16 protein-coding genes and 3 rRNA genes are annotated in these 25,214 nt (G+C 63.0%); 2 read left to right on the top strand and 17 right to left on the bottom strand.

Annotated features, from left to right (window positions below; genetic code table 11):
- Positions 1–2 precede the first annotated feature (2 nt).
- The 8 genes from QN084_RS19470 to QN084_RS19435 all read right to left on the bottom strand — a co-directional run bounded on the left by QN084_RS19470 (position 3) and on the right by QN084_RS19435 (position 8,303).
- Complete coding sequence (locus QN084_RS19470) at positions 3–665, bottom strand: NUDIX domain-containing protein (protein ID WP_069695312.1); 663 nt, start codon at positions 663–665, stop codon at positions 3–5.
- A gap of 26 nt (positions 666–691) precedes the next feature.
- Positions 692–2,437, bottom strand: coding sequence for a CTP synthase (pyrG, locus tag QN084_RS19465; protein ID WP_021473418.1), 1,746 nt, complete (start codon positions 2,435–2,437; stop codon positions 692–694).
- A 124-nt stretch (positions 2,438–2,561) separates the two neighbouring features.
- A complete protein-coding gene (gene recN / locus QN084_RS19460) occupies positions 2,562–4,301 on the bottom strand; it encodes a DNA repair protein RecN (RefSeq protein WP_069695311.1) in 1,740 nt (579 codons plus the stop codon).
- 3 nt (positions 4,302–4,304) lie between these two features.
- Positions 4,305–5,327 carry an NAD kinase gene (locus QN084_RS19455; protein ID WP_021473420.1) on the bottom strand — a complete coding sequence of 341 codons (1,023 nt, stop codon included), beginning with the start codon at positions 5,325–5,327 and terminating at the stop codon, positions 4,305–4,307.
- Positions 5,328–5,341: 14 nt separating this feature from the next.
- Positions 5,342–6,154 carry a TlyA family RNA methyltransferase gene (locus QN084_RS19450; protein ID WP_069695310.1) on the bottom strand — a complete coding sequence of 271 codons (813 nt, stop codon included), beginning with the start codon at positions 6,152–6,154 and terminating at the stop codon, positions 5,342–5,344.
- A gap of 3 nt (positions 6,155–6,157) precedes the next feature.
- Positions 6,158–6,409, bottom strand: coding sequence for a hypothetical protein (locus tag QN084_RS19445; protein WP_069695309.1), 252 nt, complete (start codon positions 6,407–6,409; stop codon positions 6,158–6,160).
- A gap of 9 nt (positions 6,410–6,418) precedes the next feature.
- Entirely contained in the window at positions 6,419–7,405 is a 987-nt protein-coding gene (locus QN084_RS19440) for an HAD-IIA family hydrolase (RefSeq protein WP_069695308.1), read from the bottom strand.
- Complete coding sequence (locus QN084_RS19435; RefSeq protein ID WP_259362929.1) at positions 7,398–8,303, bottom strand: tetratricopeptide repeat protein; 906 nt, start codon at positions 8,301–8,303, stop codon at positions 7,398–7,400. Before QN084_RS19435 ends, QN084_RS19440 begins: the two co-directional genes overlap by 8 nt.
- Between QN084_RS19435 and QN084_RS19430 the strand changes: the two genes are divergently transcribed.
- On the top strand, positions 8,283–9,119 hold the full coding sequence (locus QN084_RS19430; protein WP_264398821.1) for a hypothetical protein: 837 nt from the start codon (positions 8,283–8,285) through the stop codon (positions 9,117–9,119). The genes QN084_RS19435 and QN084_RS19430 overlap by 21 nt on opposite strands.
- Positions 9,120–9,341: 222 nt before the next feature.
- Here QN084_RS19430 and rrf read toward each other — a convergent pair.
- From rrf to QN084_RS19400, 6 genes are all read right to left on the bottom strand, one after another.
- Positions 9,342–9,458: ribosomal RNA gene (gene rrf / locus QN084_RS19425) — 5S ribosomal RNA — on the bottom strand.
- A gap of 141 nt (positions 9,459–9,599) precedes the next feature.
- Positions 9,600–12,761, bottom strand: a 23S ribosomal RNA gene (locus QN084_RS19420).
- Positions 12,762–13,322: 561 nt separating this feature from the next.
- A 16S ribosomal RNA gene (locus tag QN084_RS19415) occupies positions 13,323–14,851 on the bottom strand.
- Together the 16S, 23S and 5S rRNA genes form the textbook arrangement of a ribosomal RNA operon.
- A gap of 764 nt (positions 14,852–15,615) precedes the next feature.
- A complete protein-coding gene (gene tyrS / locus QN084_RS19410; RefSeq protein ID WP_021474284.1) occupies positions 15,616–16,926 on the bottom strand; it encodes a tyrosine--tRNA ligase in 1,311 nt (436 codons plus the stop codon).
- A gap of 37 nt (positions 16,927–16,963) precedes the next feature.
- A complete protein-coding gene (locus tag QN084_RS19405) occupies positions 16,964–19,192 on the bottom strand; it encodes a helicase domain-containing protein (RefSeq protein ID WP_062096037.1) in 2,229 nt (742 codons plus the stop codon).
- Between the two features lie 119 nt (positions 19,193–19,311).
- Positions 19,312–19,971, bottom strand: coding sequence for a DNA-3-methyladenine glycosylase (locus tag QN084_RS19400; RefSeq protein ID WP_021474286.1), 660 nt, complete (start codon positions 19,969–19,971; stop codon positions 19,312–19,314).
- Between the two features lie 81 nt (positions 19,972–20,052).
- Here QN084_RS19400 and QN084_RS19395 point away from each other — a divergent pair, with 81 nt between their 5' ends.
- Complete coding sequence (locus QN084_RS19395) at positions 20,053–21,546, top strand: Ada metal-binding domain-containing protein (protein ID WP_021474287.1); 1,494 nt, start codon at positions 20,053–20,055, stop codon at positions 21,544–21,546.
- A 155-nt stretch (positions 21,547–21,701) separates the two neighbouring features.
- On the opposite strand, the gene QN084_RS19390 is transcribed toward QN084_RS19395, so the two are convergent.
- The 3 genes from QN084_RS19390 to QN084_RS19380 all read right to left on the bottom strand — a co-directional run bounded on the left by QN084_RS19390 (position 21,702) and on the right by QN084_RS19380 (position 25,162).
- On the bottom strand, positions 21,702–22,445 hold the full coding sequence (locus tag QN084_RS19390; protein ID WP_069694530.1) for a maleylpyruvate isomerase family mycothiol-dependent enzyme: 744 nt from the start codon (positions 22,443–22,445) through the stop codon (positions 21,702–21,704).
- A gap of 96 nt (positions 22,446–22,541) precedes the next feature.
- Positions 22,542–23,957, bottom strand: a complete 1,416-nt coding sequence (gene argH / locus QN084_RS19385; RefSeq protein WP_021474289.1) for an argininosuccinate lyase — start codon at positions 23,955–23,957, stop codon at positions 22,542–22,544.
- Positions 23,957–25,162 carry an argininosuccinate synthase gene (locus tag QN084_RS19380; RefSeq protein WP_021474290.1) on the bottom strand — a complete coding sequence of 402 codons (1,206 nt, stop codon included), beginning with the start codon at positions 25,160–25,162 and terminating at the stop codon, positions 23,957–23,959. Before QN084_RS19380 ends, argH begins: the two co-directional genes overlap by 1 nt.
- Positions 25,163–25,214 lie beyond the last annotated feature (52 nt).

Here is a 25,214-nt window from a genome sequence, read left to right as displayed (position 1 = left end):
GCTCAGCGCTGGCTGGGGTGGGCCGGCCACGGGGCATCAGCAGGCCGCAGGCTGCTGAAGCCGTCCGCCTTGGCCGCCGCGGCAGCCAGGATGCCCAGCACTGCGGAGGGGTTATGCAGCCTGCCCTCCAGCACAGCGCGGACGGCATCTTCCAACGGAATCCAATGCAGTTCGATTTCGGCTTCTTCGTCCGTCCGGACGTGGCGGTCGGCCTCCGGCACGTCCGTGAGTCCCCGGGCAAGGTAGATACGGACCGCTTCGCTGGAGGAGCCCGGTGAGTTGAAGAAGTCAACCAGGACGTTCCACGTCGCAGCAACGAGGTCGGCTTCTTCGGCAAGTTCGCGGGCAGCACCGACGACGAAGTCCTCCCCCTCGATGTCCAACAGCCCGGCCGGGATCTCCCAGAGGTCCATGCCTACCGGGTGCCGGTACTGCTTGAGCAGCAGCACTTCACCGTCCACGTTCATGGGCAGGACTGCCACCGCGCCGGGATGGTCGATGTAGTCCCGGACCAGCGCGTCAGTATCCTCCGCAAGCTGGAATTTGTCGCTGACGACGTCCCAAATGCGGCCCTCGTAGACCTTGCTGGAAGACAAAAGACGGCGCGGGCTCGGCACGTCCGAAACCTGCCGTGTCGTGTTGGGGGTTTCAGAAGTACCGGGCATCGCGCCGTCCTTTGCTTATTCGGTTATTACTTGGCAGCTACCGTGCGGGCGCCGGTATCGGTCCCGACGGCGGCACCTTCACGGCGCTCGAGCGCAGCCTTGACCAGTCCGGCGAACAGCGGGTGCGGACGGGTGGGACGTGAGCTGAGCTCCGGGTGGGCCTGCGTAGCAACGTAGTACGGGTGGACTTCGCGGGGAAGCTCAACGTACTCAACCAGCTTGCCGTCAGGTGAGGTACCGGAGAACACCAGGCCCTGGGCCGCAATCTGATCACGGTATTTGTTGTTGACCTCGTAGCGGTGCCGGTGGCGTTCGCTGACAGTGGTGGTGCCGTAGGTCTCGGCAACCACGGAGCCTTCGTCGAGCTTGGCCTCGTAGAGTCCCAGGCGCATGGTGCCGCCGAGGTCTCCCTTGCCTTCCACGATGTCCAGCTGCTCTTCCATGGTGGCAATGACCGGGTACTTGGAATCGGGCTCGAACTCGCTCGAGGATGCACCTTCAAGGCCCACGACGTTGCGTGCGTATTCGATCACCATGCACTGCAGGCCAAGGCACAAGCCAAGAACGGGGAGCTTGGTTTCGCGGGCGAACTTCAGGGCGCCCAGCTTGCCTTCAAGGCCGCGGATGCCGAAGCCGCCGGGCACGCAGATGGCATCCACGCCGGCCAAGGACTTGGTGGCCCCTTCCAGCGTTTCGCACTCATCCGAGGGCACCCAACGGATCTTGACCTTGGCTTCGTTGGCGAAACCGCCGGCACGGAGGGCTTCGGTCACCGAAAGGTAAGCATCAGGAAGGTCGATGTACTTACCCACCAGGGCGATCTCCACATGGTGCTTCGGGTTGTGGACGGCTTCGAGCAGCTTGTCCCACTTGCTCCAGTCGACGTCCTTGAACGGCAGGTCCAGGGCCCGGACGATGTAGGAATCCAGCCCCTGGGAATGCAGGGTCTTGGGGATGTCATAGATGCTCGGCGCGTCGGCTGCGTTGACCACGGCGTCGATGTCGACGTCGCACATGCGGCCGATCTTCTCACGCATGGCCTCGGGCACCTCACGGTCCGAACGGATCACGATCGCCTCGGGCTGGATGCCGATGGAGCGCAGTGCTGCCACGGAGTGCTGCGTCGGCTTGGTCTTCAGTTCCTGGGACGGACCGATGTACGGAACCAGCGAAACGTGCAGGAAGAACACGTTGTTCCGGCCGACGTCCTGGCGCACCTGGCGTGCGGACTCAAGGAACGGCTGGGACTCGATATCGCCCACCGTGCCACCGATTTCCGTGATGATGACGTCGGGAGCGTTCTTGCCCTCGGCGGGCAGGCGCATGCGGCGCTTGATTTCATCCGTGATGTGCGGGATGACCTGGACGGTGTCCCCGAGGTATTCGCCGCGACGTTCCTTGGCAATGACTGTGGAGTAGACCTGGCCCGTTGTGACGTTGGCCGAGCCTTCGAGGTTTTCGTCAAGGAAACGTTCGTAGTGTCCGATGTCGAGGTCGGTCTCTGCGCCATCATCGGTGACGAAAACTTCGCCGTGCTGGAAGGGATTCATCGTGCCCGGATCCACGTTCAGATAGGGATCGAGCTTCTGCATAGTTACAGACAAACCGCGTGCCCGCAGCAGGTGGCCGAGGCTGGAAGCCGTCAGACCCTTACCGAGCGAGGACGCCACACCACCGGTGACGAAGATGTGTTTGGTCGTCTTGGACGAGCCCGGGAACCGGGAATTTACACGGGAATTTGATCGCTGCACCACGGAATTCGAGCTTATCATCAATTACGCCTTCCAAGCGTCCGGTTCGGGTTCCCCAAATGGTCCATGGTTGCCCGGTTCCCTGCCAGTAATCAAGGCCCCGGGGAACAAATCGGGCGGATGTGATTGTGCTCCCAGTTTGGCGCTAGGCCCGTTGGGGCAGGAGTTTTGCATCGTCCAGGAGCTCCTGCGCATGTGCCTGGGCGGACTCAGAGTCTTCCTGTCCGGCCAGCATCCGGGCCAGCTCCTTGACCCGTTCCTCATCCGAAAGCAACTGCACATCGCTCGAGGTGAACCCGCTGGTGGTCTTCCCGTCAGCCCCGCGAACCGACGTTTTGGTAACCCGGATGTGTTGGTCTGCGAAAGCGGCAACCTGCGGCAAGTGGGTCACCACCAGCACCTGGACGTGGCGGGCCAGCATGGCCAGCCTGCGGCCGATCTCGACGGCGGCCCGCCCGCCCACGCCCGCGTCCACTTCGTCGAAGACGAACGTCGGGACGGGATCGACGGCGGCAAGCACCACTTCGATAGCCAGCATCACACGTGAGAGTTCACCGCCCGAGGCGCCCTTCCCCAGCGGACGCTCCGGAGCTCCCGAGTGCGGGCGCAGCAGGAACGCAATCTCATCGGCTCCCCACGGGCCAAGGGATCCGGAGTCCTCCACCTTGATCACCAGCGTGGCGTCAGCCATGGCAAGCGCCTTCAACTCCGCACTGACCCGCGCTGAAAGATCCTTGGCTGCCTTGGTACGCGCCTTGGTGATCGCAGCTGCCAGTTTCCGGAGCTTTTCCTCGGAGGCCACCACCTCTGCGTCCAATGACTCGATGCGGCTCGAGTCGTCTTGGAGCTCATCAAGCCTGGTGCGCGCCGTGGCCGCCCACTCGAGCACTTCGTCAATGCTCGGCGCGTACTTGCGGATTAACTTCGCCAGCGCGGCCCGCCGTTCTTCGATCCCGGAGAGCCGCTCCGGCCCCTCTGTATCCAAGGTGGCCTGATAGCTGGAAAGTTCGGCGGCGATGTCGTTGAGGAGGAACCCTACCTCCGCGAGGCGGGCAGCGGCAGCCCCCAGCGCTTCATCGTGGTCCGCAACGTGTTCCAATGTTCGCTTCGCAGCATCCACCAAGGACGTCGCGTCCCCCGCGTCGCCGAACTCCTCAGCGATGAGCGACTCGTGCGCGGACGCGGCGGCCAGGCGCAGCTCCTCGACGTTGGCCAGTTTCACGGCTTCCGCTTTGAGGGCTTCGTCTTCTCCGGGCTGGGGATCAATCCCGTCAATTTCGCTCAGCGCCGCCTCCAGCGACTCGGCCTCACGGAGCCGCTCCCGCGCTTCGCTGCGCAGGGTCTCCAGTTCGCCTTGAATGGACTTCCAGTGCTGGTAGAGGTCCTGATACTCCCCCAGGGACTTGGCCAGGGCAGCCCCGGCGAAGCGATCCAGCGCATGGCGTTGGGCGGCTGCCCCCTTCAAGCGGATCTGGTCCGTTTGGCCATGGACCACCACCAGGCTCTCGCCCAGCTCCGCCAGGACGCCCACGGGTGCCGTCCGTCCGCCAACGTGGGCACGGCTGCGTCCGTCCGCGCCTACCGTGCGGGCCAGCAGCAACTCCGCGACGCCGTCGAACTCCTCCGCGTCCCCGCCGGCTTCGCGGGCACGTTCCACGGCGGCGTGCCCCGGGTCCAACTTGAGCACCGCTTCAGCGGAGGCTGACTTGGCCCCGCTGCGCACCGCACCGGCGTCCGAACGCGCGCCCAGGAGGAGCCCGACGGCGGTGACCACCATGGTCTTTCCGGCGCCGGTTTCACCGGTGACGACGCTGAGGCCCGGGCCAAGCGGAAGGGCGGCGTCAGTGATGACGCCGAGGTCACGGATTCGGAGTTCTTCAAGCATGCTTCACTTCGCATTCGTGGGATCGGAGGGTTCACCGGGCCCAAGCTCGTGCGGGCTCGGAAGGGGCGCCGGGGAGGGGGTACGGATGACGGGAATCGGCCCCGTATGGACCTCGCCGGTCCGTGGCGCGGGACCACGCCAGCCGTGGATCGGCAACTGGAACTTCCGCACCAACCGGGCGGAGAAGGGCGTCTTGTGCGTCCTGGCCAACCGTACCGGGGTTGCTGAACGCGTCACCTCCACGCGGGCTCCCGGAGGAAGGTCGACTGATCGCCGACCATCGCACCACAGCACGCCCAGCGCATCAGTCCGGTTCATGATTTCAACGGCGAGCTTGGAACTCGGCGAGACCACAAGGGGTTTGGCGAACAAGGCGTGCGCGCTAATGGGGACGATCACCAAAGCCTCCACTTCCGGCCAGACCACCGGGCCCCCGGAGGAGAACGCATAAGCTGTGGAGCCGGTCGGAGTCGCCAGGACCACGCCGTCGCAGCCGAAGGACGTCAGCGGCCGCTCATCCACTTCCGTGACGACCTCCAGCATCCGTTCCCGGTTTGCCTTCTCTATCGCTGCCTCGTTCAACGCCCACGTGTGCCAGATCTTCTGACCTTTGATCCAGACCTGGACATCGATGGTCATGCGCTCTTCCACCGTGTACTGGCGGCTGGCGATCCACTCCACCGTCTGGGCAAGATCCGCCCGTTCGCTCTCTGCCAGGAAACCCACGTGGCCGAGGTTGACTCCCAGGAGGGGGACATCCACTTCCCGGACCAGCTCCGCGGCCCTCAGGATGGTGCCGTCGCCGCCAAGGACCATCACCAGTTCCACGTCCTCCAGGCTGACGTGGTCATGGAGGATCTCGATCGGCGTGTCCACGGCGCCGAAGAACCGCTCAACGTCCGCCAGTTCCGACTTCTGCAAGACGGGCACCAGCCCGGACGAATGCAGCTGCGTACACGCATCCCACGCCGCCCGGAGGGACTCCTCCCGTCCGGTGTGGGCAAGGACAAGTACGTGCCTGCTCATTCGGATTCTGCTTCCTAGTCGTTCGGCCAGAGTGTTCTCATCAACGCAGCAACATCCTCGTCCCGCCCTTCGATCTTAGGCACGGGCACGGACATCCTGCGTTTCATCCACAGAAAGTATTCAATGTTTCCGTCCTGCCCCGGCAACGGGCTGGCAGCCAATCCCCTCAGCCCCAGCCCCGCATCGACCGCAGCACCCGCCACCCGGGCAACCGCCCGCCGTCGTTCGTGGTCCGAGGAAACGACGCCGGTACGGCTCAACCGTTCCTTGCCCACTTCGAACTGCGGCTTGACCATCAGCACCAAATCGCCACCCGGCTCCGTGCAGGCAGCCAACGGCTCCACGACGAGGGTCAGGGATATGAAGGAAAGATCCGCGACAGTCAACGCTGCAACCCCGCCGATCAGGTCCGGAGTCAAGTACCTGACATTCAGGCCCTCGTGGACGTCCACTCGCGGGTCCTCGCGGAGCGGTTGGACCAACTGCCCGTGCCCGACATCCACGGCGACGACTTCCGCCGCACCCTGCCGAAGCAGCACATCAGTGAACCCGCCCGTGGAGGCACCGGCGTCCAGACACCTGCGCCCAGCCACGGCGACCGCGGGAAAGGCCGCCAACGCGCCGGCGAGTTTATGGCCGGCCCGGCTGACGTACACGTCCTCGGGATGGGCAGCGACCTCCAGCTGTGCGTGCGCATCAACGTGGAGGGACGCCTTGGACAAGACCGCACCGCCTGAGCTCACCTTGCCGTCGCTGATCAGTTTCGCCGCATGCGTCCGGGACCTCGCGAGACCACGCGAGACGAGTTCCTGGTCAAGTCGTGCCATGCGTCAGCTGGTGCCTTCCGGGTTCAGGGATGTTTCCCGGGGTGCGGCCGGAGGCAACGCGGGTTCAGCGTCGAGTGCCTCGAGCAAGGAGTCGTGGACGGCGGCGTAGATGTCCACGTGGTCCGCCACGGGTGCATCCGGTATACCTGCCAGGAAGCCAAGAGCCCGGTCAACCGCGGGGTCATTGGTCTCTTCAGGAACACCCGGCCAGCGAACAACGGCCTCGGCTTCCCCGGGAACAGTGGGATCGCTCATCACGCCAGTTTAGTGAGCCTGCCAGACAAGCCGCGGCGACTGCGCCACCGGAGCGTCAGGAACCGCCGCCCACCACGCCGCGCAGGCAGCACGCCAGGCGTCGAGGCTATCCTTCGGGCCCGCCACGGTGACTTCCCCGTCCACGGCGGTCGCCCACGCAGCACCGCAGTAGTACGTGCCGCCGTCGTTTGTTAGACGGGGGTAGGGATCATACAGGTCCTGCAGGTTGGCCAGCAGGTAGGTGGGCCGCTCATCGGCGCGGGCGGACAGGATGCTGTGGGTGGTGTCGACGCCGGTCAGGACAGCCGCGGTGGCATAGCCGGCGCGGTTGCCGCCCAGGATATCCGTATCCAGCCGGTCGCCCACAACCAAGGGCCGGTCGGCGCCCAACCGCTTTGCGGCGGCGTGGAAAAGTGGCGCCTCGGGCTTGCCTGCCACCAGCGGTTTCTTTCCGGTGGCGGCCGCCACAGCCGCAACCAAAGTGCCGTTCCCGGGGGCGATGCCCCGGGCCTGCGGAATGGACATGTCCGTATTCGTTGCGAACCATTGGGCTCCGGCGGCCACCACGTACGAGGCTTCCGCCAGGTCCTTCCAGCCCAGCTCCGGGCTGAACCCCTGTACTACCGCCACCGGATTCTCAGCGGCGCTGTGTACCGGTTTCAGGCCCACCAGTTCGATCTCGTGCGCCAAGGCCGCGCTTCCCGTAATGAGCACGCGTGCGCCCTGGGGCAACATGGACGCCAACAATTCGCCCGCCGCCTGGGATGAGCTGACCACTTGATGGTCCTCTGCAGGCGCGCCCAGTTCACGAAGGTGCGCCGCAACCTGAGCGGGAGTCCGGGACGCGTTGTTCGTCACGTAACCAAGACCCACACCCACGGTGGCGAGGCGCTGGAGCGACTCGATGGCACCCGGGATGGCATGCGGTCCGGCATAAACGACGCCGTCAAGGTCGGACAGGACGGCGTCGTACGCCGAGATCAGTGAATCAGCCATTCCGGTTGCCTTCTCCTGCTTCCTCTTGGCCTTCTTCCTGCTCTTCGTCGGCGTCCTCGTCCGCGTCTTCGTCAATGGAGTCGATGTCCGATTCCGGGTCATCGGACTCGAAGTAGTCCGCCTCGGCGTCGTCCACTTCAACGTCGTCGTGGGCGGCGTCCGCTGCCGCCGCTTCAGCAATGACGGTTTCCGGGTCAGCCTGCACGACGTCGGTACCGCCGTCGGTCTTCTGGAAACGCGGCTTACGCGCGGCTGCCCCTTCTTCCTCGTCCCAGCCCAAGTCCACAATCTCGGGCTCAGCGAACTCGCCGACGCCAAGGGCGTTCTCCGCAACGACAGCCTGGCGCTCCCACTTGGTGGCCTCCTCGGCACGACCTGCCGCCGTCAGAGCTTCCGCATAGGCACGGAACAGCCGCGGGCTGTAGGAGAACGCACGATTAATATCCAGCTGCGGAATCTCGAGCTCAGCGACGGCCGCATCCAGCTGGTTAAGGTCCGCGCGGGCACCCGACGCCACAATGGCCAATTCCACCTTGCCGGGAGCATCGAGGTCCTGGGCCTCAGGTGAACGGACCATATCCAGGGCACGGTCCGGGCGGCCCAGTCCACGCTCGCAGTCGGCCATGACCGGCAGGTGCGCGTTGGAGCCGCTGATCCGGCGGTAGGTGCGGAATTCCCGCAAAGCCTCGCCGTAGTGGCCGGCAGCATACGCCGTCAGCCCCACAGCTTCACGAACCGCCGACAAGCGACCCCCACGGCGGCTGGCTGCCAGGGCGTGCTGGAAGGCAAGCTCGGGCTCAATATCGATCAGGCGGCCGGCCATGACCAAGTGCTTGGCAACCCAGCCGGCACTCTGGTCTTCAAGTGTGTTGATCTGATGGGCAGTTGCCCGGTCCAATTCGCGTCCCGTGACATCGGGATCGATTTCCGGCGAACGCTCGCGGTCAGGGCGGTTGGCACTGCGGATGTCCCGGGCATTCGGGACGCGGGCGGGACGGTCTTCCCTAGGGCCGCGGTCGCTGCCGAACGGACGACGGTCGCCGCTGTCACGACGGGGACGGTCAAAGTTCCGCGGGCCACGCTCCGGACGAACACCAAACGGCTTACGATCACGATCGCCACCAAAGGAACGACGATCATCACCATCACGACGGGGACGGTCAAAGTTCCGCGGGCCACGCTCCGGACGCTCACCAAACGGCTTACGATCACGATCGCCACCAAAGGAACGACGATCATCGCCATCACGACGGGGACGGTCATCACCATCACGGCGCGGACGGTCAAAGTTCCGCGGGCCACGCTCCGGACGCTCACCAAACGGCTTACGATCACGATCCCCACCAAAGGAACGACGATCATCACCATCACGACGGGGACGATCAAAATTCCGCTGACCGCGGTCGGGACGCTCGCCATAGGACCGCCGGTCGCCGTCGCCGAAAGGCCGCCGCTCTCCGTCACGGGCAGGACGGTCGCCGGAAGGCTTACGATCACCATAGGGGCGGCCGTTGTTATTGCCGTCCCGGTTATCGCGGGAACGGAAGCCCCGCGGGTCACCGCCGGAGTTGTTGTTGGCGCGGAACGACCCGCGGTCACCGCGGTCTCCGCCAAAGTTTCCGCGATTACCGCCGCGATTGCCGCCGTTGTGCTCAGCCATTATGGATTCCTCCTGTTGCGAGCCGACCAGTGGCGCGTGCGTAGTCGCTCATAACCCGTATTTCGTTATCACGCGGCCAGCACCTTTAAAGCCCGGCCCGTATGTCTTATGCAATTCTAGGCGACCGCGTCGCAGCGACCGAACCCGGAGCCCGGCCCGAACCCCACTCGTGGTAAGACTCACAGCCGCGTCAGCGGCTTGTATGGCCAGGCGTCGAATGGATTTTAAATGCAGTGAGCCCCGACCGTCGTGGTCGGGGCTCACTGTGTAATTTATGTCCGGCGGTGTCCTACTCTCCCACACCCTCCCGGGTGCAGTACCATCGGCGCTGTGGGTCTTAGCTTCCGGGTTCGGAATGGGACCGGGCGTTTCCCCCACGCTATGACCGCCGTAACCTTGTTACCCGTCCCCCCTGTGTGGGGGTGGGAAGTGTGTGTGGTTACAACTGTGGTGCTTGTTTAGTTGTGTTGTTGTGTTGTTGTTCCCGGGTTGTTGGTTGGGAACCACATAGTGGACGCGTGCAGTGTGTTGTGTGTGGTGTAAGTTGTTGGCCTATTAGTACCGGTCAGCTTCACGAGTCTTTAGTCCTCGCTTCCACATCCGGCCTATCAACCCAGTGGTCTGGCTGGGGGCCTCTCACACATAATGTGTTTGGAAATCTCATCTTGAAGCGAGCTTCCCGCTTAGATGCTTTCAGCGGTTATCCCATCCGAACGTAGCTAATCAGCGGTGCACTTGGCAGTACAACTGACACACCAGAGGTTCGTCCGTCCCGGTCCTCTCGTACTAAGGACAGCCCTTCTCAAATTTCCTGCGCGCGCAGCGGATAGGGACCGAACTGTCTCACGACGTTCTAAACCCAGCTCGCGTACCGCTTTAATGGGCGAACAGCCCAACCCTTGGGACCTACTCCAGCCCCAGGATGCGACGAGCCGACATCGAGGTGCCAAACCATGCCGTCGATATGGACTCTTGGGCAAGATCAGCCTGTTATCCCCGAGGTACCTTTTATCCGTTGAGCGACGGCCATTCCACAATGTACCGCCGGATCACTAGTCCCGACTTTCGTCCCTGCTTGAGATGTCTCTCTCACAGTCAAGCTCCCTTGTGCACTTACACTCGACACCTGATTGCCAACCAGGCTGAGGGAACCTTTGGGCGCCTCCGTTACTTTTTAGGAGGCAACCGCCCCAGTTAAACTACCCATCAGGCACTGTCCCTGACCCGGATCACGGGCCGAAGTTAGATGTCCAAAGTGACCAGAGTGGTATTTCAACGATGACTCCACCCGAACTGGCGTCCGGGTTTCAACGTCTCCCACCTATCCTACACAAGCCACTCCGAACACCAATACCAAACTATAGTAAAGGTCTCGGGGTCTTTCCGTCCTGCTGCGCGTAACGAGCATCTTTACTCGTACTGCAATTTCGCCGAGTTTATGGTTGAGACAGCGGGGAAGTCGTTACTCCATTCGTGCAGGTCGGAACTTACCCGACAAGGAATTTCGCTACCTTAGGATGGTTATAGTTACCACCGCCGTTTACTGGGGCTTAAATTCCCAGCTTCGCCCGCAAAGGGGCTAACCGGTCCTCTTAACCTTCCAGCACCGGGCAGGAGTCAGTCCGTATACATCGTCTTGCGACTTCGCACGGACCTGTGTTTTTAGTAAACAGTCGCTTCCCCCTGGTCTCTGCGGCCCACACCCGCTCCACAAAGCAAGTCTGTATCACGGGGCAGGCCCCCCTTCTCCCGAAGTTACGGGGGCATTTTGCCGAGTTCCTTAACCATAATTCTCTCGATCGCCTTGGTATTCTCTACCTGATCACCTGTGTCGGTTTGGGGTACGGGCGGCTAAAACCTCGCGTCGATGCTTTTCTAGGCAGCATAGGATCACCGGATCCCCCCATGCGGGAGTCCCATCAGATCTCAGGATCGTGCTCGAAACACACAGGAACGGATTTGCCTATCCCTGACCCTACATCCTTGGACCGGGGCTACCATCGCCCGGCCCGGCTACCTTCCTGCGTCACACCTGTTAATACGCTTGCCTCCCGGGATCAGGTCCCAGCACCAGCCCAACCATCACACCACAAGTGGCGCAACAAGAAAGACCGGCGGTGGTTAGTATCCCCCGTTCAACATGGGCGGTTTTTCGCCGGTACGGGAATATCAACCCGTTGTCCATCGACTACGCCTGTCGGCCTCGCCTTAGGTCCCGACTTACCCAGGGCAGATTAGCTTGACCCTGGAACCCTTGATCATTCGGCGGACGGGTTTCTCACCCGTCTTTCGCTACTCATGCCTGCATTCTCACTCGTGTAGGCTCCACCGCTGGTTTACACCGCGACTTCACCGCCCACACGACGCTCCCCTACCCATCCACACCCCTGAACCACGAAGGCTAGGGTAATGCGTGAATGCCACAACTTCGGCGGTGTACTTGAGCCCCGCTACATTGTCGGCGCGGAATCACTTGACCAGTGAGCTATTACGCACTCTTTCAAGGATGGCTGCTTCTAAGCCAACCTCCTGGTTGTCTAAGCAACTCCACATCCTTTCCCACTTAGCACACGCTTAGGGGCCTTAGTTGGTGGTCTGGGCTGTTTCCCTCTCGACTATGAAGCTTATCCCCCACAGTCTCACTGCTGCGCTCTGACTTACCGGCATTCGGAGTTTGGCTGACGTCAGTAACCTTGTAGGGCCCATCGGCCATCCAGTAGCTCTACCTCCGGCAAGAAACACGCAACGCTGCACCTAAATGCATTTCGGGGAGAACCAGCTATCACGGAGTTTGATTGGCCTTTCACCCCTACCCACAGCTCATCCCCTCCATTTTCAACTGAAGTGGGTTCGGTCCTCCACGACGTCTTACCGTCGCTTCAACCTGGCCATGGGTAGATCACTCCGCTTCGGGTCTAGATCACGCCACTGAACACGCCCTGTTCAGACTCGCTTTCGCTACGGCTTCCCCACACGGGTTAACCTCGCGACGTAACACTAACTCGCAGGCTCATTCTTCAAAAGGCACGCCATCACACCCATACAACCCCGAAGGGCTGCAGATGCTCTGACGGATTGTAAGCACACGGTTTCAGGTACTGTTTCACTCCCCTCCCGGGGTACTTTTCACCTTTCCCTCACGGTACTGGTCCGCTATCGGTCATTAGGAAGTATTTAGGCTTATCAGGTGGTCCTGACAGATTCACACGGGATTTCTCGGGCCCCGTGCTACTTGGGATCCTCTCCAAAGGCGGTGCCACACATTACGGTTACGGGACTCACACCCTCTCTGGCCGGCCTTTCAAGACCGTTCACCTATACGCGCACCCACACCCCACCGGTCCGGCAGAACCAGCACGGAAAGTCCCACAACCCCGCCCACGCAACGCCCGCCGGCTATCACACATGGAACGGTTTAGCCTCATCCGCGTTCGCTCGCCACTACTAACGGAATCACTCTTGTTTTCTCTTCCTGCGGGTACTGAGATGTTTCACTTCCCCGCGTTCCCCCCACGCACCCTATGAATTCAGGCACGGGTCACACAATCACCTTGCAGCGTTGTGCGGGGTTTCCCCATTCGGACATCCTGGGATCACCGCTCGGTTATCAACTCCCCCAGGCTTATCGCAGATTCCTACGTCCTTCTTCGGCTCCTAATGCCAAGGCATCCACCGTGCGCCCTTAAAAACTTGACCACACAAAACCACAACCCAAACAGGCCGCGGCTGATGCACTCAATCAATTCGAGAGAACCACGACCACAAAAGGGCCAGGTTCATTCATCAAAGAAATTGCTAGAACACACAACCCACACCCCCAAAAAGAGTGCAGGACCATGTGTCCAGATGCTCGCGTCCACTATGTAGTTCTCAAACAACAACCCCGTCAACCACACCCACCCCACACAAACACGAGGGGGTGCCGGCCGCAGGAACAACAAGAAACACCAAGGATTCCCTGCATTGCTGCAAAAAGGCCCTGTTGCCTCAGGACCCAACAGTGCGCCAAACACAACCCGGCAACCAACACCCCGGACCGCTTTCCCAACAACCCCCCCCACACACAAAAGTGCGAAAAGAGGGCCGCCGTACTCACGCCAGGACACCACCACCAACAGGCCATGCCAAAAAACTTGATTTGCTGATATTCCACCCATGAGCACCCACCGCAGAACAGACGCCTGCGCAATGGGCAACACTGACAACCCCGGAACCCGCCCATGCAGGCAGACCCGGACGCCGTTAGCAGCTCCTTAGAAAGGAGGTGATCCAGCCGCACCTTCCGGTACGGCTACCTTGTTACGACTTAGTCCCAATCGCCGGTCCCACCTTCGACGGCTCCCCCCACAAGGGTTAGGCCACCGGCTTCGGGTGTTACCAACTTTCGTGACTTGACGGGCGGTGTGTACAAGGCCCGGGAACGTATTCACCGCAGCGTTGCTGATCTGCGATTACTAGCGACTCCGACTTCATGGGGTCGAGTTGCAGACCCCAATCCGAACTGAGACCGGCTTTTTGGGATTAGCTCCACCTCACAGTATCGCAACCCTTTGTACCGGCCATTGTAGCATGCGTGAAGCCCAAGACATAAGGGGCATGATGATTTGACGTCGTCCCCACCTTCCTCCGAGTTGACCCCGGCAGTCTCCTATGAGTCCCCGGCCGAACCGCTGGCAACATAGAACGAGGGTTGCGCTCGTTGCGGGACTTAACCCAACATCTCACGACACGAGCTGACGACAACCATGCACCACCTGTAAACCGGCCGCAAGCGGGGCACCTGTTTCCAGGTCTTTCCGGTCCATGTCAAGCCTTGGTAAGGTTCTTCGCGTTGCATCGAATTAATCCGCATGCTCCGCCGCTTGTGCGGGCCCCCGTCAATTCCTTTGAGTTTTAGCCTTGCGGCCGTACTCCCCAGGCGGGGCACTTAATGCGTTAGCTACGGCGCGGAAAACGTGGAATGTCCCCCACACCTAGTGCCCAACGTTTACGGCATGGACTACCAGGGTATCTAATCCTGTTCGCTCCCCATGCTTTCGCTCCTCAGCGTCAGTTACAGCCCAGAGACCTGCCTTCGCCATCGGTGTTCCTCCTGATATCTGCGCATTTCACCGCTACACCAGGAATTCCAGTCTCCCCTACTGCACTCTAGTCTGCCCGTACCCACTGCAGAACCGGAGTTGAGCCCCGGTCTTTCACAGCAGACGCGACAAACCGCCTACGAGCTCTTTACGCCCAATAATTCCGGATAACGCTTGCGCCCTACGTATTACCGCGGCTGCTGGCACGTAGTTAGCCGGCGCTTCTTCTGCAAGTACCGTCACCCCCAAAGAGGGCTTCTTCCCTACTGAAAGAGGTTTACAACCCGAAGGCCGTCATCCCTCACGCGGCGTCGCTGCATCAGGCTTTCGCCCATTGTGCAATATTCCCCACTGCTGCCTCCCGTAGGAGTCTGGGCCGTGTCTCAGTCCCAGTGTGGCCGGTCACCCTCTCAGGCCGGCTACCCGTCGTCGCCTTGGTAGGCCATTACCCCACCAACAAGCTGATAGGCCGCGAGTCCATCCAAAACCACAAAAAGCTTTCCACCCCCCACCATGCGATGAGGAGTCATATCCGGTATTAGACCCAGTTTCCCAGGCTTATCCCAGAGTCAAGGGCAGGTTACTCACGTGTTACTCACCCGTTCGCCACTAATCCCCGGCGCAAGCACCGGATCATCGTTCGACTTGCATGTGTTAAGCACGCCGCCAGCGTTCATCCTGAGCCAGGATCAAACTCTCCGTTCAAAAACAAAAAACGAAACACAACCACCCCCACCGGAAATCACGGCAAGAAGCAGCTGCAAATCTGAAACCAGCTGAAAACCAAACCACCACACACGGGGGTGCGCAATGGCCCGGCAAAAATTCAACCAATCAAAAAACAATCGGTATCAACAAACTTGGCACACTATTGAGTTCTCAAACAACAGGTCACTAATCCAAAGCAGTACCACCACCAACCACAACGGCCAGCAGATCGCTCCGGAGCAACTTTTCAAACTTACCCGAACCAACTCGGTCTTGGCAAATCAGCGTTTCCGCGATTCAGGCCGGGGTTTCGGCCCCGCCCGGCAAAGGTCGCGCATAAAAGCGAACCATTTTCAGGCTGTTATCAAGGGGTTTGTCCTCCGCGGTTTCCAGCCTCAGGCTGTCTCACTCGCGGCGACTCAGAAGACATTACACGCCTCTACCCCGACTTACAAATCGGCCTGGAACCCGCCCAAATGCCCTGAAACACAGGGGAAACGGCGCGAAGACAATCCCAGTCAGCAAAACTGCACTTCCGTGAGCCCCATCACCTACCCCTTCCGGGCCTTGGACTCCCGGTGATAGAGCAACTCTGGAAGACCGACGGGAGGTGATAGAGCAACCTTGGGGAACCGGCGGGAGGTGATAGAGCAACCCCGGGAAACCGACGGGAGGTGATAGAGCAACCGGGGTGGCGTGGGTATGCCGAAGGCCGGCAACCACTGGGGTTGCCGGCCTTCGGGATGATGCGGGACGGGTGCTTAGGCCGAGACTTCCACGGTGGCAAGGTTCTTCTTGCCACGCCGAAGCAACAGGTACCGGCCGTGAAGGAGCTGCTCCTGTGCCACCACGGCGTCGGGGTCCGAGACCTTGGCGTTGTTCACGTACGCACCCCCCTCCCCTACGGTCCGGCGGGCTGCTGACTTGCTGTCGGACAAACCGGAAGCAACCAGGAGGTCGATGATTCCCAAGCCATCGGCACCGACGGTTGCCGACGGAAGTTCCGCCGTTGCGGCAGCAAGGGTCGGCTCGTCGAGCACGGAGAGATCGCCATTGCCGAACAGCGCAGCCGAGGCAGCAATGACCTTCTCGGTCGCTTCCACGCCATGGACCAGGGAGGTCACCTCGTACGCAAGCTTCTTCTGGCCTTCGCGGGCGAAGGGCCGTTCTGACACGGACTGCTGCAGCTCTTCGATCTCCGCACGGGTCAGGAACGTGAACACCTTGAGGCGATCAACGACGTCGGCATCGGCGGTGTTCAGCCAGAACTGGTAGAAGGTGTACGGGCTGCACATCTCCGCATCCAGCCACACGGCGTTGCCCTCGGACTTGCCGAACTTGGTGCCGTCGGAGTTGGTAATGAGCGGCGTGCCCAGGGCGTGGACGCTCTTGCCCTCCACCTTGCGGATCAGCTCGGTGCCGCTGGTCAGGTTCCCCCACTGGTCCGAGCCGCCGGTTTGAAGCGCACAACCGTACTCGCGGAAGAGCTCAAGGTAGTCCATGCCCTGGAGGATCTGGTAGCTGAACTCCGTGTAGCTGATGCCCTCATCGGAGTTCAGGCGGGACGCAACGGCATCCTTGCGCAACATGGTGCCCACGCGGTAGTGCTTGCCGATTTCCCGCAGGAAATCGATGGCACTCAGCGGCGCAGTCCAGTCCAGGTTGTTGACCATGCGGGCAGCGTTGTCGCCGTCGAAACTCAGGAAGCGGCGTACCTGCCCCTGGAGCCTGCCGACCCATTCCGCAACGGTGTCCTTGGTGTTCAAGGTGCGTTCCGCCGTCGGACGCGGGTCTCCGATCAGGCCGGTCGAACCGCCGACCAGGCCCAGCGGCTTGTGGCCTGCCAGCTGCAGGCGACGCATCACAAGCAGCTGCACGAGGTTGCCCAGATGAAGCGACGGTGCGGTGGGGTCGAAGCCACAGTAATACGTGATCGGGTCCCCGGCGAGCAGCTTTTCCAGTTCCGTTTCATCGGTGGAAACGTGCACCAGGCCGCGCCATTTGAGCTCCTGCCAGATGTTGGCAAAGGCGGGATCGTTGTGTTGGGACTCGATGTTGTTTACGTGTGACACGAGATCTAAGTTAGCAGGATTGACCACCCCGGATTGCCTACCGTTCAATGCCGGCGGGCAGGGGTGCGGCCGTGATGAGGCGAAGGCGCTGCGTCGGCCGGGTCATGGCGACGTAAAGGTCCCCCACTTTGCCGTGCTCGTGGTTGAGCATCGCGGCCGGTTCCAGCACCACGACGCCGTCGAATTCCAGGCCCTTGGCCTCCTTGGGACTGATCACCACGATGTCCTGCTCGTAGCTGCCGGCACCTGTCCCGATGCGCTTGCCGTAGGCTTCCCGCAGTGCAGCGGCGGCTGCCGGCAGCAAGGGACCATCGGCAATAACGGCGAGCAAGCCGCCGTCGATCGCGTCGATTTCCTCCGGCAGGACTTCCACCAGCCGCTGAACGATGCCGTCCTCGTCGACACGGTCAACTATGGGTGACCATTTGCCTTCGCGGACGGCCTTCGGCGCGGAGACAACCAGGCCCGCGCGGTTCGCCATGCGGACGGCGGCCTCGGCGATCTGGGACGGCGTGCGGTAGTTGACCGTTAGTTCTTCCAACGTCCAGCGGTCACCGAACGACGGCGCCAAGGCACTTTGCCAGGAATTGGCACCTGCCGCGGCACTCGTTTGGGCGATGTCGCCGACGATGGTGAAGGATTTCAGCGGGCAGCGCCGGACAAGGAGGCGCCACTGCATGGGCGACAATTCCTGTGCTTCGTCAACCACGATGTGCCCAAAGGCCCACGACCGGTCGCTGTTGGCCCGTTCGGCGGCCGTCAGGCGGTTTTCGCGTTCCTGGTTTTGTTCAGCCAGTTCCTCGGCGGTCATGAGGACGTCGACGCCCATGGCCTCCATGTTGGCGAGGGTCTGCTTGGCGTTGGCAAGATCGCGGGCGCGGTCTGCTTCCTGTTGTGCCAGTCCCCTGCCAGCGGCCGGATCCAGTTCGCCCAGCAGCTCGGCTGCTTCATCGAGCAACGGAACGTCCGCTTCGGTCCACGGCGCATCTGCCGGCCGCTGGAGCAGGGCACGCTGTTCCGGGGTCAGGTGCGGCGTGCAGGCCTCCAGGATGGCGGGCTTGCTGAAAAGTTCGGAGATGAGCTTTTCAGGCGTCATGGGCATCCAGCACAGATTGAGCATGATGCGCACATCGCGGGCGGTCCGGACATCTTCGGCGAGGTAGGCGCGGTCCGCATTGTTGCCGATGTTGTCGGCTTCCACCTGCTCGGTCAGCTGCTCAGTGAGTTCGCGCAGGAGGATCTTGATGAACGTCAGCCGCGCCTCGTTATGGGGCTTACCGGTAGCGCGGGCTTTGTCCCGCGCCCGGCGTACCTGGCGCTCAGTGAGCGTGAGCTTGCGGGAATCGACTTCCAGGATCCGGTCCTTGCCGGGGGTCCGCTGCCTGTTGGCGACGGCGTTGGCCACCACTGCGGCCATGTCCAGCTTGCCCTTGAGCGCAGCGACGTCGGCGTCCTGCTCCGGCACCGCGTTGATGCCGGGCATGAGACGGCCCAGGCTGGCCATCACCACGCCGGTTTCGCCGAGCGATGGCAGCACACGTTCGATGTAGTGCATAAAGGATGAGGACGGGCCAACCAACAGTACACCGGCACTCTTGAGCCTGTCCCGGTGGGTGTACAGCAGGTATGCGGCACGGTGCAGGGCAACCGCGGTCTTGCCGGTGCCCGGGCCGCCTTGCACCACCAAAGCACCGGAAATGGAGGAGCGGATGATCCTGTCCTGCTCGGACTGGATGGTCCCGACGATGTCGGACATGCGCCCGGTACGCTTCGAGTTCAGCGCAGCCAGCAGGGCACCTTCGCCCTGCAGGGAGTCGTCATCGGCAAGCATGTCAGCATCCAGGACATCGTCCTCGATCGCCTTTACCTCACGCCCCTGCAGGATCAGGTGGCGACGGCGGCGCACACCCTGGCGATCGAACGCTGTTGCCTGGTAGAAGTGCCCGGCTTCTGGCGCGCGCCAGTCAACCATGAGCCGCTGGAGATCGGCCGTGGACAAACCGATGCGGCCGATGTACTGGGCCTCACCGTTGTCCAAATCGAGGCGGCCAAAGACCAAACGATCGTCGACTGCGTCGAGCTGGGCCAGGCGGTCCTCGTACAGTGCTGCGAAGGCGTCCCGTTCAGAAACGTTTTGCATGGTTCCCACGGCACCGGCTTTGCGCACCTGCGCCAGCTGGGCGCGCTTCTCTTCGCGCAGCTCATCGAGCCGGGCATACAACCCGGCAACGTATTCCTGCTCGTGAACCAAATCAGCGTCGTGCATCGAAACCGTAACCCCTATCGAAAAAGACAGACCGTCCATTCTACAGCGATTTTGTTAAATACGTCGGGCGCATGCCACATATCGGAAACGCCGGGCGCGGGACCACCCGGGGGTAGGCATCATGCCGGTTTGCGGGGGCTTTTGGGCCGTGCCGCCTTGTACCGGGAAACGGTGGGGTCATCCTCGATCCAGAACCGCCACGGATACTCCGTGGTTCCTCCGGGTCCGGCAACGCCGACGCGTGGACCGCTGGCCACGGCAGAGGCCGCGAACTCAGGCAACCGCACACTGAAAGGTGCGGCGAGCGCATCCCGCCCGGTGTCCGCCGTCGTAAGCCCCAATGCGGACGCGAGACGGGCCGGTCCGCTGGCCAAATCCTTGTGTGCCTTGGACGCAGGCCGGCGCTCGGCAGCGAGCTCCTGGCCGGCCACGATCTCGCCCGCCCGCAGGAGGAGCGCCGACGGCGAGCCATCCGGTCCGCACACGATGTTGGCGCAATAGTGCATCCCGTACGTGAAATAGACGTAGAGGAACCCTGCCGGACCAAACATTGGCGCGTTCCTGGCCGTGCGTCCGCCGTAGGTGTGCGAGCCCGGATCCGGATGGGCGGAATCCCGGGGGCCCAGGTAAGCCTCCACCTCTGTCAACCGCACTGACACCGGGCCTGCCTCCGACTCGTGCGTCAGGACCGCCCCAAGAAAAAGCGGGGCGATGGTCCGTGGGTCTCCGCTGAGGAAATCACGGACAGCACGGGGGTCGCTGGCGGGGCTGGCTGTCATGGACCGACCATAGCAAGCCGCCTCGGAGTCCGCGTCCGATTTCCGCTAGCAGCGATGGTGCCGGGCTGGGAGGATGGGCCCATGGACTTCTGGCAGCGCTACCGGGCGATCGACACCCGCGACCCCCGGTTCGATGGCCAGTTCTACACCGCCGTGCGTTCCACCGGGATCTACTGCAGGCCCTCATGCCCCGCACGGACACCCAAGCCCGGGAACGTCACGTTCTACGAGACTTCGGCCGCTGCCCACGAGGCCGGCTACCGGGCGTGCAAGCGATGCCTGCCCGAAGCCGTGCCCGGCACCCCTGCATGGAATGTCCGGTCCGACGTTGCGGGCAGGGCAATGCGCCTGATCAACGACGGCGTGATCAACCGCGAAGGCGTTGACGGCCTCGCCCGCAGGCTCGGTTACTCGACGCGCCAACTCAACAGGATCCTGAGCCACGAACTCGGCGCCGGCCCCCTGTCGCTCGCCCGGGCAAGCCGCGCACAAACTGCCAGGACGCTGCTGGTATCCACGGACATGCTGTTCTCCGATGTGGCCTTCGCCTCGGGATTCAACAGCATCCGGCAGTTCAACGACACCATCGGCGAAGTCTTCGCCATGACCCCGACGGCGTTACGCGGCTCTGCCGCAAAGTCCCCGGCGCGCCGGGGGTCCGCCGGCCCGGCCCCGGCGCCGGCGTCGCTGACACTGAATCTCCCCTACCGGGAACCCTTCGACGCCGGAATCTTCGATTTCCTTGCGGCAAGGGCGACCCCCGGCATCGAGGCAGCCACCGTAGAGGAGGGGCGCAGGAGCTACTCCCGTTCGCTTCAGCTCCCCCGCGGCCAGGCATCTTTTACGGTGTCGTTTGGCCCAGCGGGTGCGGTCGACCGGGGCTCCGGCGGTTCGCGGCTGCAACTCCGGGCCACTTTGGCGGATCTTCATGACCTTCCGGCACTCCTGAGCCGGGCGCGGCGCCTGTTCGATCTCGACGCCGACCCCCTGGCCATAGATGAGGCACTGAGCGTCGATCGGCGGCTGCGCGGGAGCGTAGTGGCGCTGCCGGGTATCCGGTTGCCCGGGGCTGTTGATCCCGCGGAGCTACTCATCCGCGCCATGATCGGCCAACAGATCACGGTGGCGGCCGCCCGGACCGCGCTAACGCAACTATCCGTTCTTGGGACTCCCGTCGGCGGGGGCACAGCCGGACCCGATCGACTTTTCCCGACGGCGGCCCAGATCGCCGAAGGCGGGCGGGCGGTGCTCCGGGGGCCGCAGCGAAGAATTGACGCGTTGATTTCAGCGGCTACCGCACTGGCCAACGGCAGTGTTGACTTCGGTTACGGCGACGACGAAGCAGCCCTGGCCCGGAAACTGCTACCGCTTCCCGGGATCGGGCCGTGGACCGTGGGCTACGTGGCCATGCGGGTACTTGGCGCCCCCGACGTCTTCCTTGGCAACGACGCCGCTGTGCGCAACGGGCTGAAAGTTGTGGCTGACGGGTCAGGGCTGAGCGCCGATTTCCGTGAAGTGAGTCCGTGGCGTTCTTATGCAGTGATGCACCTGTGGCGCGCGGCGGTCAAGCCCTGACATGCCACGCGTCGCACTTTCACGCGCCCGACGGCGGCGGTCACACGCCGCCGTCGAGCCTTTCTGCGGGAAGTGACGGAAGAACACCCGGAACCGGCGGGAAGTGATAGAAGAACACCCGAAACCCGGCGGGAAGTGATAGAGGAACGGGGGGTTTAGCGGGCCGGTTGGGCGGGGACACCTGCGGGCCAGGGCAGCAGGTCCGGGAGGTCCACGCCGTCGGCGGCTGCGGTGGCGCGAAGGCTGCCAAGGCTCGGTTCCCGTCCGGCGAGCCAGGCGGCAATATCCGTGAGCATCCCCGTGATGGCTATGGAGGTACCGCCATGGCCGAGGGTCAGCGGGGCCAGGCCCGTGGGCTGCAGGACGAACTTGTAGTCGGCCGGGACACGGGGTTCAAGGAAGCTGAACAAGTGCTCGCAGAAGGGACGGCTCCACGTCTCCGGCCCGTAGCCCATGCCCAGGTCCGAGGCATGGATGGTGAGTTCGCGCCAAAGCGCCAGACCGCCGTCGAACACCGTTCCGTCGCGGTAGCTGATGGGCGCCTGCCAGCCGTTCGGTTCCAAGCTGTCGAACGCCGCAACTGCGGCATTGACGGCAGTGGTCACTGAAGCGGTGTGGTCGGCGAGGCTGTGTCCGGCGGCAAGGTCGATCGCCTTCGTGCGGCCTTCCATGCCGCCGTCATACAGTTCGATCTTTTCGCCCCGCTGCGCGTATTCCAGTTGCCGGGCCATGGCATTGGAGATGCCAACGATGTGGGCCAGTACGTGTCCGCGTGTCCAGCCGGGGAGTTCAGATGGCCCGGTGAGGGACGATTCGTCCATGGTGGAGAGAAGACGGGTGACGGTGCCGGCGGCTTTGTGAAGCTCTGCGGGCAGCGTCTCAACTGTGATCGGGGTCATAGCGCCATGCTAACGCACCCCTGAATCAAGAGCGGGCCAGCTAAAGCAAGGACGGGACGGTGCCGGAAGGCACCGCCCCGTCCCGGGTCAAGCAGGCTATGACGCGTAGGAGCGTGTTGCGTCCAGTTCCGCTTCGAGAGCCTTGAGTTGGCGTTCGACGGCGGCCGGCGCGGTTCCGCCCTGCGAGTTACGGCTGTTGAGCGAACCTTCGGTGCTGAGGACGCTGCGGACCTCGGGAGTCAGGTGCTCCGAGATCGCGGCGTACTCGTCATCGCTCAGGTCCCAGAGCTCCACGTTGCGGCTTTCAGCCTGCTTCACTGCCGCCCCGGAGAGCTCGTGCGCTTCACGGAACGGCACGCCCTGGCGGACCAGCCATTCTGCGATGTCCGTGGCCAGGGCGAAGCCCTGCGGAGCCAGGGACTCCATGCGCTCAGTGTTGAACTTCAACGTGGCGATCATGCCGGACACGGCCGGAAGCAGGAGCTCCAGGGTGTCGGCGGCGTCGAAGACCGGTTCCTTGTCTTCCTGCAGGTCGCGGTTGTACGCGAGTGGCAGGCCCTTGAGCGTGGCCAGCAGGCCGGTGAGGTTGCCGATGAGGCGTCCCGCTTTGCCGCGCGCGAGCTCGGCAACGTCCGGGTTCTTCTTCTGCGGCATGATGGAGGACCCCGTGGAGTACGAGTCATGCAGGGTCACGAAGGAGAACTCCTTGGTGGCCCAGAAGATGACTTCCTCGGAAATCCGGGACAGGTCCACGCCGATCATCGAGCAAACCCAGGCGAACTCGGCGAAGACGTCGCGGGATGCGGTGCCGTCGATCGAGTTGTGCACGGCCGAGTAGAAACCCAGGTCCGCAGCAACCGCTTCGGGGTCCAGTCCCAGTGAGGACCCTGCCAGGGCTCCGGAGCCGTAGGGTGACACACCCGCGCGCTTGTCCCAGTCCTGGAGCCGCTGGACATCGCGCAGCAGCGCCCAGGCGTGGGCCAGGAGGTGGTGGCTCAGCAGGACCGGCTGGGCGTGCTGCAGGTGCGTACGGCCAGGCATGGCCACACCGGGGTGTGCCTTTGCCTGCTCCACCAGGGCATCGATCGTGGCGAGGACGCCCCGGGCAATGATCCGGGCGTGGTCACGCAGGAACATGCGCCCCAGCGTTGCCACTTGATCGTTGCGGGACCGGCCGGCGCGCAGTTTTCCGCCCAGCCGGGCACCTGCCCGCTCGATCAGGCCGCGCTCCAGGGAACCGTGGACATCCTCATCGCTCTCGGCCGGGAGGTAAGCGCCACTGGCGACGTCCTCGTCCAGCTGCGTGAGGGCAGCGAGCATGCCTTCGAGCTCTGCGTCGTCCAGCAGTCCGGCCTTGTGCAGCACGCGGGCGTGCGCCTTGGACCCGGCGATGTCGTAGCGGGCCAGCCGCCAGTCAAAGTGCGTGGACTTGCTCAGTGCGGCCAGGGCGTCTGCCGGGCCGCCGGCGAACCGGCCGCCCCACAGCGCGCCTTCGTTTGTTGCCGACGTCATTATTCGCCTGCAACCCGGAGGTCGCGGCCGGAGGCAACCTTGGAGGACATGCCCCACAGCTCGATGAAGCCGCGGGCCATGGACTGGTCGAAGGTGTCGCCGGTGTCGTAGGTGGCGAGGTCGAAATCGTACAGCGAGGTATCCGAGCGACGCCCGTTGACGATTGCCTGGCCGCCGTGGAGGACCATGCGGATGTCACCGGAGACGTACTTCTGGGTGTCCTCGATGAACGCGTCCAGGGAGCGCTTCAGCGGGGAGAACCACTGGCCGTCGTAGACCAGCTCGGACCAGCGCTGGCCCACGGTGGCCTTGAAACGGGCCTGTTCGCGCTCGATCGTCACGTCTTCGAGGTGCTTGTGCGCGGTGATGAGCGCCATGGCACCGGGAGCTTCGTAGATCTCGCGGGACTTGATGCCGACGAGGCGGTCCTCGACGACGTCGATGCGGCCAACGCCCTGGGCGCCGGCGCGGCGGTTGAGTTCCTGGATGGCCTGCAGCGGGGTGACCTTCACGCCGTCGATCGCTACCGGGATGCCGGCCTGGAAGGAGATGGTGACTTCATCCGGTGCCGGCGGGAATTCCGGGGTAGCCGTGTAGTCGTAGATGTCCTTGGTGGGAGCGTTCCAGATGTCCTCGAGGTAGCCGGTCTCGACGGCGCGTCCCCAGACGTTCTGGTCGATCGAGTACGGGTTCTTCTTGGTGGTCTCGATCGGCAGGCCCTTTTCTTCGGCGAAGGCAATGGCTTTGTCGCGCGTCAAGGCAAGGTCGCGGACAGGTGCGATGCACTTCAGGTCCGGGCCGAGGGTCTGGATGCCGACTTCGAAGCGGACCTGGTCGTTGCCCTTGCCGGTGCAGCCGTGGGCAACGGTAGTGGCGCCGAATTCGCGGGCAGCCTTCACGAGGTGCTTGACGATCACGGGACGCGAGATAGCGGACACCAGCGGGTAGTGGCCCTGGTAGAGGGCGTTGGCCTTCAGGGTGGGCATCGCGTATTCGTTGGCGAACTCGTCGCGGGCGTCCGCGACGTAGGCCTCGACGGCGCCGCAGCCCAAGGCGCGCTGGCGGATGGTCTCGAGGGACTCGCCGCCCTGTCCAACGTCAACTGCTACGGCGATGACCTCGGCGCCGGTAGCTTCACCGATCCAGCCGATGGCTACGGACGTATCGAGGCCACCGGAGTAGGCCAGAACAATGCGCTCAGTCACGAGAGTGCTCCTTTGGTTGTTGCTTGGTTGTATCTAATGCTTGAAGAAAAAG

This window comes from Paenarthrobacter sp. R1 (genome assembly GCF_030264015.1).
In the GTDB taxonomy this organism is placed as follows: Bacteria; Actinomycetota; Actinomycetes; order Actinomycetales; family Micrococcaceae; genus Arthrobacter; species Arthrobacter ureafaciens.
This window is presented reverse-complemented; position numbering and strand designations above follow the sequence as displayed.

Coding starts and splice junctions, on each gene's coding strand:
- QN084_RS19470 (WP_069695312.1), bottom strand. CDS start 665: ATGCCCGGTACTTCTGAAACCCCCAACACGACACGGCAGGTTTCGGAC.
- pyrG (WP_021473418.1), bottom strand. CDS start 2,437: ATGATAAGCTCGAATTCCGTGGTGCAGCGATCAAATTCCCGTGTAAAT.
- recN (WP_069695311.1), bottom strand. CDS start 4,301: ATGCTTGAAGAACTCCGAATCCGTGACCTCGGCGTCATCACTGACGCC.
- QN084_RS19455 (WP_021473420.1), bottom strand. CDS start 5,327: ATGAGCAGGCACGTACTTGTCCTTGCCCACACCGGACGGGAGGAGTCC.
- QN084_RS19450 (WP_069695310.1), bottom strand. CDS start 6,154: ATGGCACGACTTGACCAGGAACTCGTCTCGCGTGGTCTCGCGAGGTCC.
- QN084_RS19445 (WP_069695309.1), bottom strand. CDS start 6,409: ATGAGCGATCCCACTGTTCCCGGGGAAGCCGAGGCCGTTGTTCGCTGG.
- QN084_RS19440 (WP_069695308.1), bottom strand. CDS start 7,405: ATGGCTGATTCACTGATCTCGGCGTACGACGCCGTCCTGTCCGACCTT.
- QN084_RS19430 (WP_264398821.1), top strand. CDS start 8,283: ATGGGCAGTTGCCCGGTCCAATTCGCGTCCCGTGACATCGGGATCGAT.
- QN084_RS19405 (WP_062096037.1), bottom strand. CDS start 19,192: ATGCACGACGCTGATTTGGTTCACGAGCAGGAATACGTTGCCGGGTTG.
- QN084_RS19400 (WP_021474286.1), bottom strand. CDS start 19,971: ATGACAGCCAGCCCCGCCAGCGACCCCCGTGCTGTCCGTGATTTCCTC.
- QN084_RS19395 (WP_021474287.1), top strand. CDS start 20,053: ATGGACTTCTGGCAGCGCTACCGGGCGATCGACACCCGCGACCCCCGG.
- QN084_RS19390 (WP_069694530.1), bottom strand. CDS start 22,445: ATGACCCCGATCACAGTTGAGACGCTGCCCGCAGAGCTTCACAAAGCC.
- argH (WP_021474289.1), bottom strand. CDS start 23,957: ATGACGTCGGCAACAAACGAAGGCGCGCTGTGGGGCGGCCGGTTCGCC.